This window comes from Compostibacter hankyongensis (assembly GCF_039541075.1).
GTDB classification, from domain to species: domain Bacteria; phylum Bacteroidota; class Bacteroidia; order Chitinophagales; family Chitinophagaceae; genus Compostibacter; species Compostibacter hankyongensis.
Window position 1 is genome coordinate 714,020 of sequence record NZ_BAABFN010000002.1, and the last position, 14,623, is coordinate 728,642.

Here is a 14,623-nt window from a genome sequence, read left to right on the forward strand (position 1 = left end):
TTTTGGGTTAACCAAGCAAGGAGCATTCATGCGCAGTTTTGAGCAACAAAAAAATGTGAAGGCGTTGGGCATTACCGTGCTGGTATACGGCCTGGTGATCGTCGTGTGCATTCTGGTCGGCTTTTCGGCTCCTCCCCCCCTGCCCAACCAGGATATGGGCATGGAGATCAACCTGGGTAACGCCCGGGACGGCTCCGGCACCGAGCAGCCGCTGAATCCCAATCCGCAATCTCCTACTCCCGTGCCGGCCCAGCCTGCAGAAGCCAGCCCCGCCAGTTCAGAAACGGGCTCCCGCACGGAGGACGTGGTCACCGACGACGCCGAGGACGCTCCTGCCGTGATCAAGAAAGTACCCGAAGAAAAGAAAAAGCCCGATGTTTCCAAAAACATCAATGAAGAAGTAAAAAATAAAGCAAAAACGCCCCGCCCCGACGCTCCCGTAGAGCCCAAGCCCACGCGGAAGCCCAAGGCCATATACAGCGGCGGCACGTCGAGCCAGGCCAGCAGCGGCAACAGCGCCGGCACTTCCAACGATTCGCGGAACGAGGGCCTCACCAGCGGCCAGGGCGACCAGGGTGCGGTAAACGGCAATCCCACCGCGGCCAATCACAACGGCGAATTTTCCGGGCTCGGCGGCAACAGCCTCAGCTACCGGCTGAACGGTCGTCATATTGTCACCTATCCTTCCCGCGAAGGGGCTTTCCGGGAGCCGGGCCGGGTACGGCTCAGCATCAAGGTGGATCAGCAGGGTAATGTCACGGGATACAGCATTATCAGCGCGGACAACCCCACCATCAGCCGCCTGGCAGAGAAAAAGGTGAAGCAGATCAAGTTCAATGTCAACCCCAACGCGCCCGTCGTGCAGTTCGGCGAGATCGTATTCGTATTCAAAATACAGCAGTAAAGCGGCGCAGCCATGTCTTTTACGGTGAGCAGCTATGGGGAGGCCCTCGATTACCTGTACAAACGGCTTCCTATGTTCAGCCGGGTCGGCAGCGCGGCTTTCCGGGCCGACCTGGACAATATCAGGGCGCTTTGCGCAGCCCTGGATCACCCCGAACAGCATTTCAAAAGCATTCATATCGCCGGCACCAACGGCAAGGGCTCTGTCAGCCATATGCTGGCGGCCGTTTGCCAGACGGCGGGGTACCGGACAGGGCTGTACACCTCGCCGCATCTCAAGGATTTCAGGGAACGCATCCGCATCGACGGAACGATGATCCCCCGGGAAGCGGTCGTGGACTTTGTCAACCGCCTGCTGCCGATGATGGAAGCGCTGCAGCCTTCCTTTTTTGAGATCACGGTGGCCATGGCCTTTGCGCATTTCGCCCGGGAGCGGGTGGATGTTGCCATTATTGAAACCGGACTGGGCGGGCGACTGGACAGCACCAACATCATCCTGCCGGAATTGTCCGTCATCACCAATATCAGCCTGGACCACCAGGATATACTCGGCCACACGCTGCCCGAAATAGCGGGGGAAAAAGCCGGCATCATCAAACCCGGCATACCCGTAGTCATCGGGGAAACGCAGCCGGAAACCGCTCCCGTTTTCCGGGAGACCGCCCGGCGGCTGGGATCTCCTCTGCGCTTTGCCGACCAGGAATGGCAGCTCCACCGGCAGGCGCTGCAGCAGGGAGAGCCCCGGTATTATTTCCGGGGAAAAGACGGCGCTGATCATATCCTGGAGCCGGACCTCGGCGGCGCTTACCAGTCCAAGAACCTGTGCACGCTGCTCGCGGCCTGCACCCTCCTGGAAGAGCGGGGATGGGGGCTCACCCTTCCCGTCATACAGCAGGGCATAAAGCAGGTCCGCGCGGTCACAGGCCTGCGCGGGCGCTGGGAAATCGCCGGATACCGCCCGCTGACAGTATTTGACGTGGCCCATAACGAAGGGGGCATCCGGGAAATCGTTGCACAGCTTTCCCATACTTCTTACCGGCAGCTGCATGTGGTGATGGGCTTTGTAAAGGACAAGACGGTAGGACATATCCTGACCCTGCTGCCCCGCAACGCAGTCTATTATTTCTGCCGGGCGGCCCTTCCCCGCGCGATGGATGAAAAGGTGCTGCAGGCGCAGGCGGCGGCAGCCGGACTGCAGGGCGAAGCCTGGCCCGGCGTGCAGGAAGCTTTCCGGGCGGCGCAGCGCCGGGCCGGGCCGGAAGATATGATCCTGGTATGCGGCAGCTTTTTTGTGGTAGGTGAAGTGCTACCGGAAGAAGGATCAGCCGGCCGGCTTCAGCCAGCCCAGCCGTAGAAAAGCATAATACAGACAGCTGACATGCAGGCTCTGGACGATTTGGTTTCCGGCCAGCAGCCGGAAAATATCCTCCCGCTCCACCGGTTCCACGATGATCTCTTCATTCATATCCAGCTGCTGCTCCTGCACCTTTTTTCCGCCGGTGGCCAGGAACATATGCGTAAGATTACTGCTGGTGGCCGGGTTCGGGGATACTTTTCCCAGGTACTCAAAACGGTCGAAAGCAAAGCCGGTTTCTTCCAGCAGCTCCCGCCGCATAGCCGCTTCGGGTCCGGCATCCTCCGGCTCCATGCCGCCGCCCGGCAGCTCCAGGATGGTGGCCCCGTATGCCTGCCGGTATTGCCGGATCAGCAGCAGCTGCCCCGCGTCTGTCAGGGCTACCGCATTTACCCAGTCGGGGTACTCCAGTACATAATAAGGATCCACGATCTTGCCCTCGGGCGTAACGCAGCGGTCGCGCCGTGCGGTCAGCCATTGATCGCGGTAAAGGTATTCGGAAGAAAGTGTTTTCCAGTCCAGCGCGTGCATATCGTCATCGGTTTGAAGTCCTGCAAGGTACAACAAGCGCCGGTTCCCTCCCGCCTCCGGCAAGACTATCATGCGGGTTTCCCTAAAAATAGCGGTCCAGCTCTCTGAAGCTGAGCGGCTTTTCCCATATCTTCATGGAGATGCCGGGTTTCTGATAGACGGTGTTGTGCTGGTAGGCGCTGATAAAATGAATCTGCAGCGCGGGATTGATCTCGAGGAAAGCCATTGCTTTTTCCCAGCCCATACCGTCGGGAAGATTGTTGTCGAGAAACAGGATAGCGGGATTGATCTCTTTCAGGACGGCCAGGCCCTCCTTCAGCGTATGCGCAATGTATACCTCGTATTGCTTGCGCATCAGGTAATTGCCCAGCAGAAGACAGAGATCTTCCTCATCATCAATGATCAATATTTTCTTCTTTTCCTCCATGCCACTGTACCTCTCCGATATATACGATAATACCCGCGAGAAGGTTTGTGTACAGCAAGATACAATTTGTTTGTTTCCACAGTGATAAGCTCAATAAAGAGCGGTTTGATCATCAGGAAGCATATGCTGCTGCAGATACAGTAAACGCGGGGCGCCCATGCGGAGAAAATTCCACATATCCGTCCCAGTTAGTACCAGCTGTTAGTCTTTATCCCAAAAAATCATACCACAAAGATAACAATATGCACTAAAATAATCACGGCATGTCCCCCGCCGGGCCTTCATTCCCGCAAGATAACATTGGCATGACAATTGTCAATTTCTTGTAAGGCTTATCATCAGCCCCTGTTTTATATATCAGTATAAAAAACGCTGACGAAAATCAACCCGGGCATGGTTGCCTATCCACATCCCGGTATTTTTTTATTAAAAACGCTTACTTATGAGAGGACTATTGTATCTGATTGCCGTTATTCTGATCATCGGATGGATATTGGGTTTCTTCGTCTATTCCGTGGGAGCCATCATCCATGTATTGCTGGTGATCGCCGTAATTGTCATCCTGCTGGATATCATTCGCGGACGGCGGGCATAATACCGCAGCCTGCTTAAACCATTAAACTACTGCCCGGGTATTGTATACCCGGGCTTTATGCTGCGCCCCAGATGGCAATGCTCCCACCATTTACAAAAAAGACGCCTTTCCCGTTTTCATCGAGCGTTACTTTTTCTTCCCGGCTGCCGGTAAGCTCCGAAAATGTCTTTCCGGCATGCGCGGCGCCCAGCTCCATCTCCTTTTCGCCTCCGTCTCCGCCGGAGATCAGGACTGCACAGCCTGAAGCGGCATCTTCTTTTACGCCTTCGCGGGTCCAGCCCAGGAGGTTGGGATGATCAAAATAATCCCGTTGCCCGCCGCGGGCGATTGTCTTACGGATATCAAGCATCTTCTCCAGGTGTGCACAGGGCTCGAGCACGATATGATGTGTTCCGCCATCTTTTCCTTTATCGTCATATTCCGCACCATAGAGGTCGGGATAAAAAATACAGGGATATCCTTTTTCACGCAGCAGGATCAGGGCATAGGCCAGGGGCTTGAACCAGGCCTCTACCGGCGATTCCAGTGCCTGCAGCGGTTGTGTGTCATGATTATCCACCAGCGTTACGGCATGCTCCGGGTCGGCTTCCAGCAGGGTACCGCTAAAGATGTTACGCAGATCATAGTCCTTACCGGTACGGGAAGCTTCGTGAAAGTTACGGTGCAGCGGGGCGTCAAAGAGATGCATACGCTGACCGGTGGCATGCATATATTCCATGAGCACATCCCGGTTATCCGGCTGCCAGAATTCACCTACGGTAAACAGCTCGCTGCCCGTATGCTGCCGCAGATGATCCAGCCATTCCACGTAGAAGGCCGGGCTGATATGCTTCAGCGCATCCAGCCGGAAGCCATCCACACCCGTATTTTCAAGATACCAGCCTCCCCAGCGCTTCAGCTCTTCGCGTACGGCAGGATTCCTGAATTCGATATCGGCATACATCAGGTAATCATAATTCCCTTTCTCCGTTTCTATCACCTCAGCCCAGTCCTCACCGTATTCATTCATGATCTTAAAGATGCCTTTTTCCTGGTGCTGCTCATCCCAGTCTATGCCCGTAAAGCACTGCTGGTCCCAGATAAACCCGGAATATTTTCCCTGGCGTCCCGGAAAGGTAAACTTGGTATAGGCCCGGATGACATAAGGCTCGCTGATGGCTTCGTTCCGTTTGTCGGGATTCATCTTCCGGACATGGATATCCTCCGCTTCGTCGGCCCCCGCCTTATGGTTCAACACGATATCCGCATATACCTGAATGCCGTGGTCATGGAGAGCCTGCACTGCCCGGATATAATCCCTGCGCGATCCGTAACGGGTGACTGTGCTTCCTTTCTGGTCGAACTCTCCAAGGTCGTACAGATCGTAGGTGTCGTATCCTACCGAGTGCGAACCGTTGCTCCCCTTATAAGCCGGGGGCAGCCATACGGCGGTGATACCGAGTTCGGACAGGCGGCCGGATTCACGGATCACCTGTTTCCATAATTGTCCTTCCGGGTAATACCAGTGGAAGAACTGCATCAGGGTTCCTTGCTGCATGAAGTAGTAATGTTAAGGGGTTACGACCGGGAAAGAAATGGTGAATACGGTTCCGCTGCCCGGCGTTGAGGAAACGTCAATATGTGCCAGATGAGATTGAAAGATATTGAAAGAGGTGGAAAGGCCCAGCCCCATCCCGTTGCGCTTTGCCGTAAAGTAGGGCTCAAAAAGCCGCGTCAGGTGCTCTTCGCTGATCCCGCAGCCCGAATCCCTTACGGCCACCGTATGTCTTTCCTTACCGGGAAGTATTTCCACATCGAGCATCCGGTTTTCGCTTTCCATCGCCTCGATGGCATTGATGATAATATTCTGAAAGGCCAGCTTCAGCTTTCCCTTGTCGGCCCGGATATAAACGGCCTTATCCGGATATTTGCGCTGCAGCAGGATCTTCTGCAGACGGATGCGGTCTGAAGCCACCTCCATACTTTCGTCCAGGATGTTCTGCAGGCTGATCCGCCGGAGCGTCACTTCCGAAGGCAGCGAGGAGTCCAGCAGCTCGCTGATCAGGTCGCCGATACGCTTGCTGTTGCGGCTGATGATATCGAGGTAAACGCGGTTCTCTTCGTCCTGCATCTCCCCATTCAGCTGCTCCACCGACATGTTGATATTGTTCAGGGGATTGCGCACCTCATGGGCCAGCGTCCGTACCAGCCGCCCGGCGGCGGCGAGCTTCTCCACCTGCAGCCGGGCTTTCTGGGCCTGCCGCAGGTTGGTGATGTCATGGATAATACCGTGCACGTATATGCCTCCCTCCAGATCGCGCTCCTGCGTGGCGGAAATGATGCAATGCTTTTTCTGTCCCCCGCTTCCGGCCAGGTCGGTTTCATAATCGTTGATCTCGCCGGTCTCGGCCAGGATATCGTACAGCTGCGCCTGCTGCTGGCGTCCGGGGATAAGGTCCGGCAGCTTCATGGCGAGCAGCGCCTCGCGGGAATATTCGGACAGCTGGGTCGCGGCTTCGTTGACATCGAGAAACTGAAGTGTGCTGCTGGCGATAAAAACGGCATCCTTCGACCGTTCGAATACTCCGCGGTATTTCCTTTCGTTAGCGCGCAGCGCCTTCAGCGAGGACGAGCGGTCGAGGCTGTACCGGATACATCTTTCCAGCTTTTCGGCGTTCAGCTCCGTCTTAATAAGATAGTCCGTGGCGCCCGTGGCCATGGCTTCGTTATCCACCACCTTATTGCCCTTCCCGGTAAGCAGCACGATGGGCTCTTCGCAGCCCCGCTCCATGGCGGCCTTCAGCAGGTCCAGCCCGGTCTGGGCGCCAAGGCGGTAGTCCACCAGATAGATATCATGGGTGCGCTCCCGGATATGAGACAAGGCATCTTCATACCGGTAGCACCAGTCTGTATGAAAATGCCGGCTTTCGATCTCCCGGAGATACTCGGAGGTGATGAAATAATCATCCTCGTCATCGTCAACGATCAATACCCGTATGATATCTTTGAGATGGTTCATGACTTACAGATCATAAATGGTCAGGTATACGCTCCTCCTGCCGCTCCGGCAGGATAATGATAAAGGTAGCTCCGGTCTCCCCGTCGCTCTCTGCGAATATAACCCCCTGATGATAATCCACAATCTTTTTACAGATGGCCAGTCCGATTCCCGAGCCGGGATATTCCGTTTTTCCGTGCATACGCTGGAAAAGCTGGAATATCTTTGTGGAATAAGCGGCTTCAAAGCCGATACCGTTGTCTTTTACCGACAGCTTAAAAAACTTCCGGTTGTGCGGAAGACGGAACTTTTTCTTTTCCGCGGCGCTGAGCGGAGCCGAAGACACCGTGATCACCGGCTGTATATCTTTTCTTCTGAACTTTATGGCGTTGCCCAGCAGGTTGCCAAAAAGCTGGCTCATCTGCAGCGGAATGGCCTCAAGCACCGGCAGATCTCTGATGATCAGTGTTGTGTGGGTGTCCTCCATCTTCAGTTCCAGGTCGTTCTTGATACTCTTCAGCACCACATTCAGATCGGTGGGTTCAAATTCGGTATTGCGCCGGCTCACGCGCGAAAACTCCAGCAGATCGTCAATCAGCCGGCGCATGGTGGAGGCTGAATTCATGATACGGCTGAAGTACATAACGCCCTCCTCGTTGAGCAGATGGCCGGCCTTGGCCTGGATGCGCTCCGTGAAGATAATGATCTTCCGCAGCGGATCCTGCAGGTCATGTGAAGCTACATAAGCAAATTCCTCGAGCTCTTTGTTGGAACGGTTCAGCTCCTGCAGGTTCTTTTTGAGGGTCTTTTCATATTCGCGAATACGGGTAACGTCGCGGGTGTTCCCGATAATTTTTACGGGATCATCCTCTTCGTTTACGATTACCTTCCCCATGGTGATCACCGTCCGTTCCTGGTTCTGCTCGGTCAGCACCTGGTGCTCATATTCAAACTCAGAACGTTTTTCCAGGGCTTCTTTCACCATCAGATCCAGCTGGCGCCGTTCCGGGGCATGCAGATGTTTCTGGTACTGCCGGTAGCCGGGACTGGGCTGCCGCTGCTCTGCAGGATATTCCAGCAGCTCGTATAAGCCGGGGGACCAGGAGCCGTTTTCTCTCTTGAAATCCCATTCGAAAATACCGTACTGCAGCATCCGCTCGGTTTCCAGGGCCAGCTCCCGGGCTTTACGGAACTCTTCTTCGGACAAAAGCTGTTCGGTAATATCCTGGGAGATCATCAGGAAGGAGACGGGCTTCCCCTGTTCATCGCGATGCAATACCTTTCCGTGGGTGCGGAAATAGCGCCAGTCGCCCTGCTTCCGGTTAAAGCGGCATTCAAAACTGGTCTCGTTCACCGACTGCTGCAAGCTGGCATACTCCTCAAAAGCTTTCCGCACGACCTCCACATCGTCCTTAAAAACGAGGTTGCCCAGGTCGTCCTCCCAGGCGCTGATCTCCTCCCGGGTATAGCCCAGAAAATCCTTGATCTTCTCGTTGACGAAACGGAATTTCTGGCTGCCTACCTCATAGATATACACGATGCCCGGGAACATGGAGCTCATCTGTTCCAGCTCATCCCCAAGCCCCGGCCTTGGTATCTCGCGGCGGCTTTCATCCTTCGAAGAAGACGGTGACATCATGAACGGGCTAAACGTTATTTAATTGCTGGTATTGCTTCATTTTATTATAGAGCGTCTTCCGGTCGATATTCAGTATCCTGGCAGCCTCACTTTTGTTAAAGTTGACTTTCTGCAAGGTGGAAATGATCATTTCATATTCCGCATTCAGGCCTTTCCCTTTCAGCTTGTTGGCTCCTGATGCTTCCGTCAGTGCAGGACCGGCAGGCAGAGAGGCTTTTTCCGTGTCGGGAAACTGCAGCCGCTGGTAATGCGAAATCTCAAAGGGCAGGGAAACGGGCGATATATACTCCCCGTCTGTCAGCAATGCCGCCCTTTTGATCACATTCTTCAGCTCGCGGAGGTTTCCGTACCAGGCATAGTTATTAAATATTTCCTCTACCTCCGGGCTAAAGCCCCTGATATGCTTATCCAGCTCCTTGTTGGTCATTTTCAGAAAATGGGCGGCAAAAACGGGAATATCATACCGCCTTTCCCTGAGCGGCGGTATCTCAATGGAAAATTCATTGAGCCGGTGATACAGGTCCTCGCGGAATTTTCCCTCCTGTACGGCATCCCAGAGCTTTTCATTGCTGGCCACGATAATGCGCACGTCCAGCACGATGTTCTTATTGCTTCCTATCCGGCGCATTTCCCGTTCCTGGGTCACCCGCAGCAGCGAAACCTGGATATCATAGGAGAGGTTGCCTACCTCGTCGAGGAACACTGTGCCGCCGTTGGCCAGCTCCAGGCTCCCGGTTTTCTGCAGAAAGGCGCCCGTAAAAGACCCCTTTTCATGACCAAACAGCTCGCTGCCGGCCAGCTCCCTGGACAAGGCCCCGCAGTCGATCGCTACAAAGGGACGGTCTGCCCGCAGGCTCCGGCTATGAATCTCCCGCGCGATCACTTCCTTGCCGCTGCCGCTTTCCCCATAGAGGATCACACTGTAGTTGGTAGGCGCTACCCGGTCCACCTGGTCCAGGATCTGCAGGAAAGCCGGACTGCCGCCGAAGATATAAGGTCCCGAGGTCTGGGGAGCCGGCAATGAAGGACGGACGGTATTTTCTTCCGGAACCGGTTCGGGAGCGCTCTCCCCAAAATCCGACAAGGCATGCCGTATGCTGAGCAGGATCTCGTCCGGCAGCAAGGGCTTGGCTACATAATCATAAGCGCCGGCCCGCATGACCTGCACGGCCATCTTGATATCGCTGTATCCGGTCATGATGATCACCGGCAGCTGCGGATAATTGGTTTTTATACCCTGTAACAATTTATCCCCGTCCGTATCCCCCAGCCGGAAATCGGTGATCACGAGGTTTACCTTATGACGCTCCAGCAGGGCCATCCCGCCCTTCCCGCTGTGGGCGATATGTACGGTATATCCGTGCTTTTTTAAAAAGCGGCTGAGTAACAGGCACATGTCCTGATCATCGTCAATAATTAGCAACTGCTGCATGGTTTCTTTTTGATGGCTTTCCTGCTGCGGAGTTTTTTCCAAAGCACTATCCTTTATTTTCCGCAACTATAACGCCAGACTTCCCTGAAAAGTAAAATATAAATTCCGGCGTCTGTCCTTTATCTTTGCATAGGAACACGAACCGCATGTTGTGGCAGACAGATCTCCTTTAGGTTAAAGTTACCATAAAATGGGGATTTTTTTCCACAACAAAAGCCGTTTCCCCGGCAAACCGGATCATCTTTTACCCAGCCCTCTTTGGTTTTATATTGCAGAGACACCGTGTTGCTCGAAAGAACGATGAATGAACGGAAATGTGGGATTACTTTCCGGCATAAAAAGCCGGCACGGGGGAAGAGATGGTTAAAAGCTGATGGAGAAAACGTCTCCAGCACAAGGTTTTTCCGGTCAAAAAACAAACAGACACATGAAACGCGGTCTTCTACTCGCCGGAATTGCCCTCTTCCTGTCCCTGGCCCTGCTGAGCGGGCTTACTATCCAGTTTCACCGCCAGCTAAAAACCCTTTCGGTATACGCAGGCCAGACAAATCCCGGCCATACCGCCAGTGCAAATATCGGAAAGCTGAAACACGGGCTTCAGCGGTACGAAAGAATATCGTTCCAATACTTTAATACCATCTTCTACCTGTCGCTTTTTCTGTTGCTGGGGTCCTTTCTGTTTGGCATACTGGAATTCCGGCGGAGATTTCTGTACCGGATAGAATTGGAAAAAAATAACCAGGCCCTGAAGCTGCATGCTTCGGAGCTGGAGCAGATCGCTTTTGCCACTGCCCATCATCTCCAGGAACCCATCCGGAAGATCCGGGTTTTCAACAACCTGCTGATACAGCGTCACAGTCAGGATCTAAACGATCAGGCGCAGCAGATGCTGAGACGAACCGAGGAGGCCGCGCTGCGTATGCAGTCGTTGGTGGAGGATATCGTTCATTACGCCAACCTCTCCCTGCATGACGAGCAGCCGGAGGAAGTAAATCTGAACCGTTTGTTAAAAAAGGTGTGGCAGGATTTTGCCGGGGAGCTGCGGAAAAAAAAGGCGACCCTCGATCTTCCCGAGCTGCCTGTGATATATGGTTATCCGCATCAGCTCGAAGCCCTTTTCCGCTCGCTGGTGGATAATGCGCTGAAATTTTCCCGTCCGGAAGTCCCCCTTCATATCCGCCTTTCCTGTGCGGTCGTCAACGGGGAAAACATCGGAGACGACCTTGCTGTGGAAGGACAGCAATACTATAAAATAGCCGTCGGCGACAACGGAATCGGATTTGATAACCTCTACCGGAAAAAGATATTCCGGCTTTTCCAACGCCTCCACGCCACTCCCTCACACTATCCCGGGCGCGGCCTGGGGCTCTCTGTGGTGCACAAGGTCATGACCAATCATCAGGGCCTGGTGACGGCCAGCGGCTCTCCTACCGGCGCGCTGTTCGAACTGTACTTTCCTCTTCCTTCGCGGAAAGAGATCACAGGCACCGCTTCGCGCGGCACTTCCTCCGCGTGAAGGCTTTTGAGCGCACGGGGAACGGATATCCGGCAGCCGGAAAGGTGTTGCATTTTTACGCGGATCACGGCCGCCGTGGGCGTGAACTGCCCCCCGGGCTGGTGCAGGATCTGGACCGCCTCCGGCAGCATCGATTCGGTGGGCGGGAAAGACTGTACGACATACCGGCCCCTTACCGTCACCTCTATGGTATCGCCCGTTTCGGTGATGTCGTTCACGACCAGGCAAACATCCATACCCCCGTGCAGGTGATCCAGCACCTTGTTACTCAGCGTGCTCGCCACAATATAGTGGGCAGAACGGAAAAACTTTACGGCGGTCAGATGGGACAGAAGCCCATCATAAAAACCGATATACCCGTTATCCTTTTCATAAAGTATACGGCTGATTTCGGCCTGGCTGAGTGGTGTACGCATAATGATCCGCTTATGGGGGGTTACAAAAGCCGACGTCTGATTTGACCGTCGCGCTGTCTTCTCTTCCAACAAAAAATGATCGGGTTATGTTGGTTGATTCTTCTTTTTATTTTACAAGAAATGCGCCATTCTGCAAGAGGCGCTGCGTACGGTTCCGCTACCCTGAGGTCGCGGTAAAATCTCCACAGCTCCGCATTTTTCTGGGTAAGAAAAACCCGCCGGGCCGGCCGGGTTCTACAAGTTGAAGATGAGGGCTTCGTCGCGGTCTTCTACCGGTATCTGCCGGATAAAGTTGTTGTATTCCTGGCTGTGCCCGTTATCGGCCACATAAGCGTCGAGGCTATAGCCGATCTTGTGGCCCGGCGCTTCTATCAGATAAAGTATGGCCGAATCGGCGGGGTCGGACTCGCCTTCGAAGCGATAGACCTTTATGATCTTCAGCTCATCCGGCTGGTAGTACTCGGCCGCTCCGCTGCCCAGGCCGAGACCCTGCGGCGTATATACGAATTCCTCATCCATGCGGCGGGCATGAAGCTGCTCCAGCACCGCCGTGACGGTGGTCATTTCTGATGGCTTTTCCATATGATGCTGTATTGATACCTGTTGAAAAGTGGCGTTCCGTTCACCGGCTTGCAGCCGGATCCCGGATCCTGCGGACGATAACCGGCAGCTCAGGCTTCATACCGGTCCTGACGCCGGATGGCATTGGCCAGCGCATCCACAAAATCCATAAAGGTCTCGTCCACATGGCTGCCGCAGTTATAGTTGTCGTGCTCCTTGAAGATAATGACCTGCTTGCCAAAACGAAGCACCAACTCGGGGTCCACCGGCCGTACGATATAGTCTGTACGGTCGGCCGTGACGGATTTCAGCACCACGGCCATGTGGTCCGCCGCGTCATAGTTGAAATTTATATTGAACTCGACCATGTGATCGCCTGTCTTTCCGGTTAAACTTCAAAAAACATGCCCGACATAGGGGTATTCTCCCCATCTCTCCTATTTTTGCATTCCAAACCAAGCAAACGATCTATGAGCGCCGATTTTAAGGACAAAGTAGTGGTCATCACCGGAGGCAGCTCCGGTATCGGGGAAGCCTTGGTAAAGGCCTTTTTACAGGAAGGGGCCAAGGTGGCCGCCTGCGGACGGCAGGAAGCCGCGCTTGCTGCGCTGCAAAGCAGCCACGCCGGCAGCGACCTGCTCACCCGCCGGGCCGACGTCAGCCGGGAAACGGATTGCCGCGACTTCATCGACGCGGTTGTCCACGCCTGGGGAGGCATCGACATCCTCATCAACAATGCCGGCGGCTCCATGCGGGGCCTGTTCGGAGACATGAAAGACATGGCCGTATTAAAGAAGCTGATGGACAGCAATTTCTGGGGAACGGTCTACTGCACGCACTACGCCCTCCCCCATATCCGGGAGCGCCGGGGCGTCATTGCGGGGATATCTTCCATTGCGGGTTACCGGGGGCTGCCGGGCCGTACCGGGTACTCCGCTTCCAAATTTGCCATGCAGGGCTTTCTGGAGACCCTCAGGACCGAGCTCCTTCATACAGGCGTGCATGTGATGTGGGTATGCCCCGGCTTCACCGCCTCCAACATCCGGAATACGGCGCTGAATGAAAAAGGGGAAGTGCAGGGAGAAACGCCGCTGCAGGAAGACCGGCTGATGACCGCTGCCGAAGTGGCCGCGGCTACCCTCGGCGCCATCCGGAAGCGGAAACGCACCCTCGTGCTCACCGGACAGGGAAAACTTACCGTATGGCTGAACCGGCTGATACCCGGTATGATGGACAGGATCGTCTATAATCATTTTAAAAAAGAGCCCGGATCTCCTTTAAAATAGGCGGTCATTACGGGTTTTATGCCCCGCTTTTAGTAAACTTGCACCCGGGCCCTGCCGGTTCGCACATTTTATAGGTTTCATGTCAGTCATTACGCTTACATCTGATATTGGTATGCAGGACTATCTGATCGGGGCTATCCGGGGACAGCTTCATCAGCTGTGCCGCGATCACGAGGTGATTGACATTTCACATAATATTACCCCCTTCAACTTCCCCCAAACGGCCTATCTCTGCAAAAGCGCCTATCCGCATTTCCCGGACAACACCTTTCACCTTATCCTGGTCAACCTGTTCGACCGGCGGCCGGATCACTTCCTGCTGGCCTGGCACGACGGCCATTATTTCTGCTGCGCCGACAACGGGCTGCTCACCATGATCCTCGGCGGAAAACCGGATATGACCATCCGGCTGCCTTTCGGACAGGATCAACCCCGGCATCTGGTGGGCGTGGTCCGGCTTTTCGGAATGGCCATCGACCGCCTGTCCCGGGGAGAAGCCCTCAACCGACTGGGTGAGGAAACGGATACCCTGGTGGAAAGGCTCAGCCTGCAGCCCCTGATCCATGACGACTGGATAGAAGGACAGATCATCCATATCGACCATTTTGAAAATGTGGTGATCAACATTACCCGGCAGCAGTTTGAGGCCCAGCGGCGGGGACGCCCTTTTCGCATCCTGGTGATGCGCGACGAGTATATCAGCCAGATCAGCGACACCTATGCCGACGTGGCGGAAGGCAACAAGCTGGCCCTGTTCAATACGGCCGGCTTTCTGGAGATCGCCGTCAACAAGGGAAACGCGGCCGGTCTTTTCGGGCTGCAGAGCTTTAACCAGGAACAGCTCAAGGGCGGCAATTACTACCAGAGCCAGCTGTTCTATCAAACCGTCCGCATCTATTTTGAATAAAGCCGCGCCCCCTGCCAAATATCCAAATAGATACGGGGAAGCACCAATATTTTTCTATTTTTGCCGCAACCTTAAACCG

At 54.7% G+C, this 14,623-nt stretch carries 15 protein-coding genes; 6 read left to right on the top strand and 9 right to left on the bottom strand.

What is annotated here, in order from left to right; translation table 11 throughout:
• Positions 1–28 precede the first annotated feature (28 nt).
• Positions 29–904 (top strand): energy transducer TonB, encoded by an 876-nt coding sequence (locus tag ABD851_RS07660; RefSeq protein WP_344977872.1) that lies wholly within the window; start codon positions 29–31, stop codon positions 902–904.
• 12 nt (positions 905–916) lie between these two features.
• The gene (locus ABD851_RS07665; RefSeq protein WP_344977875.1) at positions 917–2,257 is read left to right on the top strand and encodes a bifunctional folylpolyglutamate synthase/dihydrofolate synthase; all 1,341 of its coding nucleotides are present in this window, start codon (positions 917–919) and stop codon (positions 2,255–2,257) included.
• Here the strand turns inward: ABD851_RS07665 and ABD851_RS07670 are convergent.
• Together ABD851_RS07670 and ABD851_RS07675 are read right to left on the bottom strand one after the other, a co-directional pair.
• Complete coding sequence (locus ABD851_RS07670) at positions 2,225–2,860, bottom strand: NUDIX hydrolase (RefSeq protein ID WP_344977877.1); 636 nt, start codon at positions 2,858–2,860, stop codon at positions 2,225–2,227. The two genes, ABD851_RS07665 and ABD851_RS07670, sit on opposite strands and share 33 nt — an antisense overlap.
• Before the next feature lie 10 nt (positions 2,861–2,870).
• Positions 2,871–3,215 carry a response regulator gene (locus tag ABD851_RS07675; protein ID WP_344977879.1) on the bottom strand — a complete coding sequence of 115 codons (345 nt, stop codon included), beginning with the start codon at positions 3,213–3,215 and terminating at the stop codon, positions 2,871–2,873.
• A gap of 442 nt (positions 3,216–3,657) precedes the next feature.
• Between ABD851_RS07675 and ABD851_RS07680 the strand changes: the two genes are divergently transcribed.
• Positions 3,658–3,810 carry a lmo0937 family membrane protein gene (locus ABD851_RS07680; protein WP_344977881.1) on the top strand — a complete coding sequence of 51 codons (153 nt, stop codon included), beginning with the start codon at positions 3,658–3,660 and terminating at the stop codon, positions 3,808–3,810.
• A 55-nt stretch (positions 3,811–3,865) separates the two neighbouring features.
• Here ABD851_RS07680 and ABD851_RS07685 read toward each other — a convergent pair whose 3' ends face one another.
• Genes ABD851_RS07685 through ABD851_RS07700 form a run of 4 tightly spaced genes read right to left on the bottom strand, consistent with a single transcriptional unit; the run spans position 3,866 to position 9,858 of the window.
• On the bottom strand, positions 3,866–5,347 hold the full coding sequence (locus tag ABD851_RS07685) for an alpha-amylase (protein ID WP_344977883.1): 1,482 nt from the start codon (positions 5,345–5,347) through the stop codon (positions 3,866–3,868).
• Positions 5,348–5,359: 12 nt separating this feature from the next.
• Positions 5,360–6,808 (bottom strand): hybrid sensor histidine kinase/response regulator, encoded by a 1,449-nt coding sequence (locus ABD851_RS07690; RefSeq protein ID WP_344977885.1) that lies wholly within the window; start codon positions 6,806–6,808, stop codon positions 5,360–5,362.
• Positions 6,809–6,818: 10 nt separating this feature from the next.
• On the bottom strand, positions 6,819–8,426 hold the full coding sequence (locus tag ABD851_RS07695; RefSeq protein WP_344977887.1) for a PAS domain-containing sensor histidine kinase: 1,608 nt from the start codon (positions 8,424–8,426) through the stop codon (positions 6,819–6,821).
• A gap of 7 nt (positions 8,427–8,433) precedes the next feature.
• Complete coding sequence (locus ABD851_RS07700) at positions 8,434–9,858, bottom strand: sigma-54-dependent transcriptional regulator (protein ID WP_344977889.1); 1,425 nt, start codon at positions 9,856–9,858, stop codon at positions 8,434–8,436.
• A gap of 427 nt (positions 9,859–10,285) precedes the next feature.
• On the opposite strand from ABD851_RS07700, the gene ABD851_RS07705 reads away from it, so the two are divergent.
• A complete protein-coding gene (locus tag ABD851_RS07705) occupies positions 10,286–11,374 on the top strand; it encodes a sensor histidine kinase (protein WP_344977891.1) in 1,089 nt (362 codons plus the stop codon).
• On the opposite strand, the gene ABD851_RS07710 is transcribed toward ABD851_RS07705, so the two are convergent.
• The 3 genes from ABD851_RS07710 to ABD851_RS07720 form a co-directional block, all read right to left on the bottom strand.
• Positions 11,257–11,790 (bottom strand): hypothetical protein, encoded by a 534-nt coding sequence (locus tag ABD851_RS07710; RefSeq protein WP_344977893.1) that lies wholly within the window; start codon positions 11,788–11,790, stop codon positions 11,257–11,259. The genes ABD851_RS07705 and ABD851_RS07710 overlap by 118 nt on opposite strands.
• Positions 11,791–12,024: 234 nt before the next feature.
• Positions 12,025–12,372, bottom strand: coding sequence for a hypothetical protein (locus tag ABD851_RS07715; protein ID WP_344977895.1), 348 nt, complete (start codon positions 12,370–12,372; stop codon positions 12,025–12,027).
• 89 nt (positions 12,373–12,461) lie between these two features.
• A complete protein-coding gene (locus ABD851_RS07720; protein ID WP_344977897.1) occupies positions 12,462–12,719 on the bottom strand; it encodes a hypothetical protein in 258 nt (85 codons plus the stop codon).
• Positions 12,720–12,821: 102 nt separating this feature from the next.
• Between ABD851_RS07720 and ABD851_RS07725 the strand changes: the two genes are divergently transcribed.
• A complete protein-coding gene (locus tag ABD851_RS07725) occupies positions 12,822–13,637 on the top strand; it encodes an SDR family oxidoreductase (protein ID WP_344977899.1) in 816 nt (271 codons plus the stop codon).
• A 79-nt stretch (positions 13,638–13,716) separates the two neighbouring features.
• Entirely contained in the window at positions 13,717–14,544 is an 828-nt protein-coding gene (locus ABD851_RS07730) for an SAM hydrolase/SAM-dependent halogenase family protein (protein ID WP_344977901.1), read from the top strand.
• The last annotated feature ends 79 nt before the right edge of the window (positions 14,545–14,623 follow it).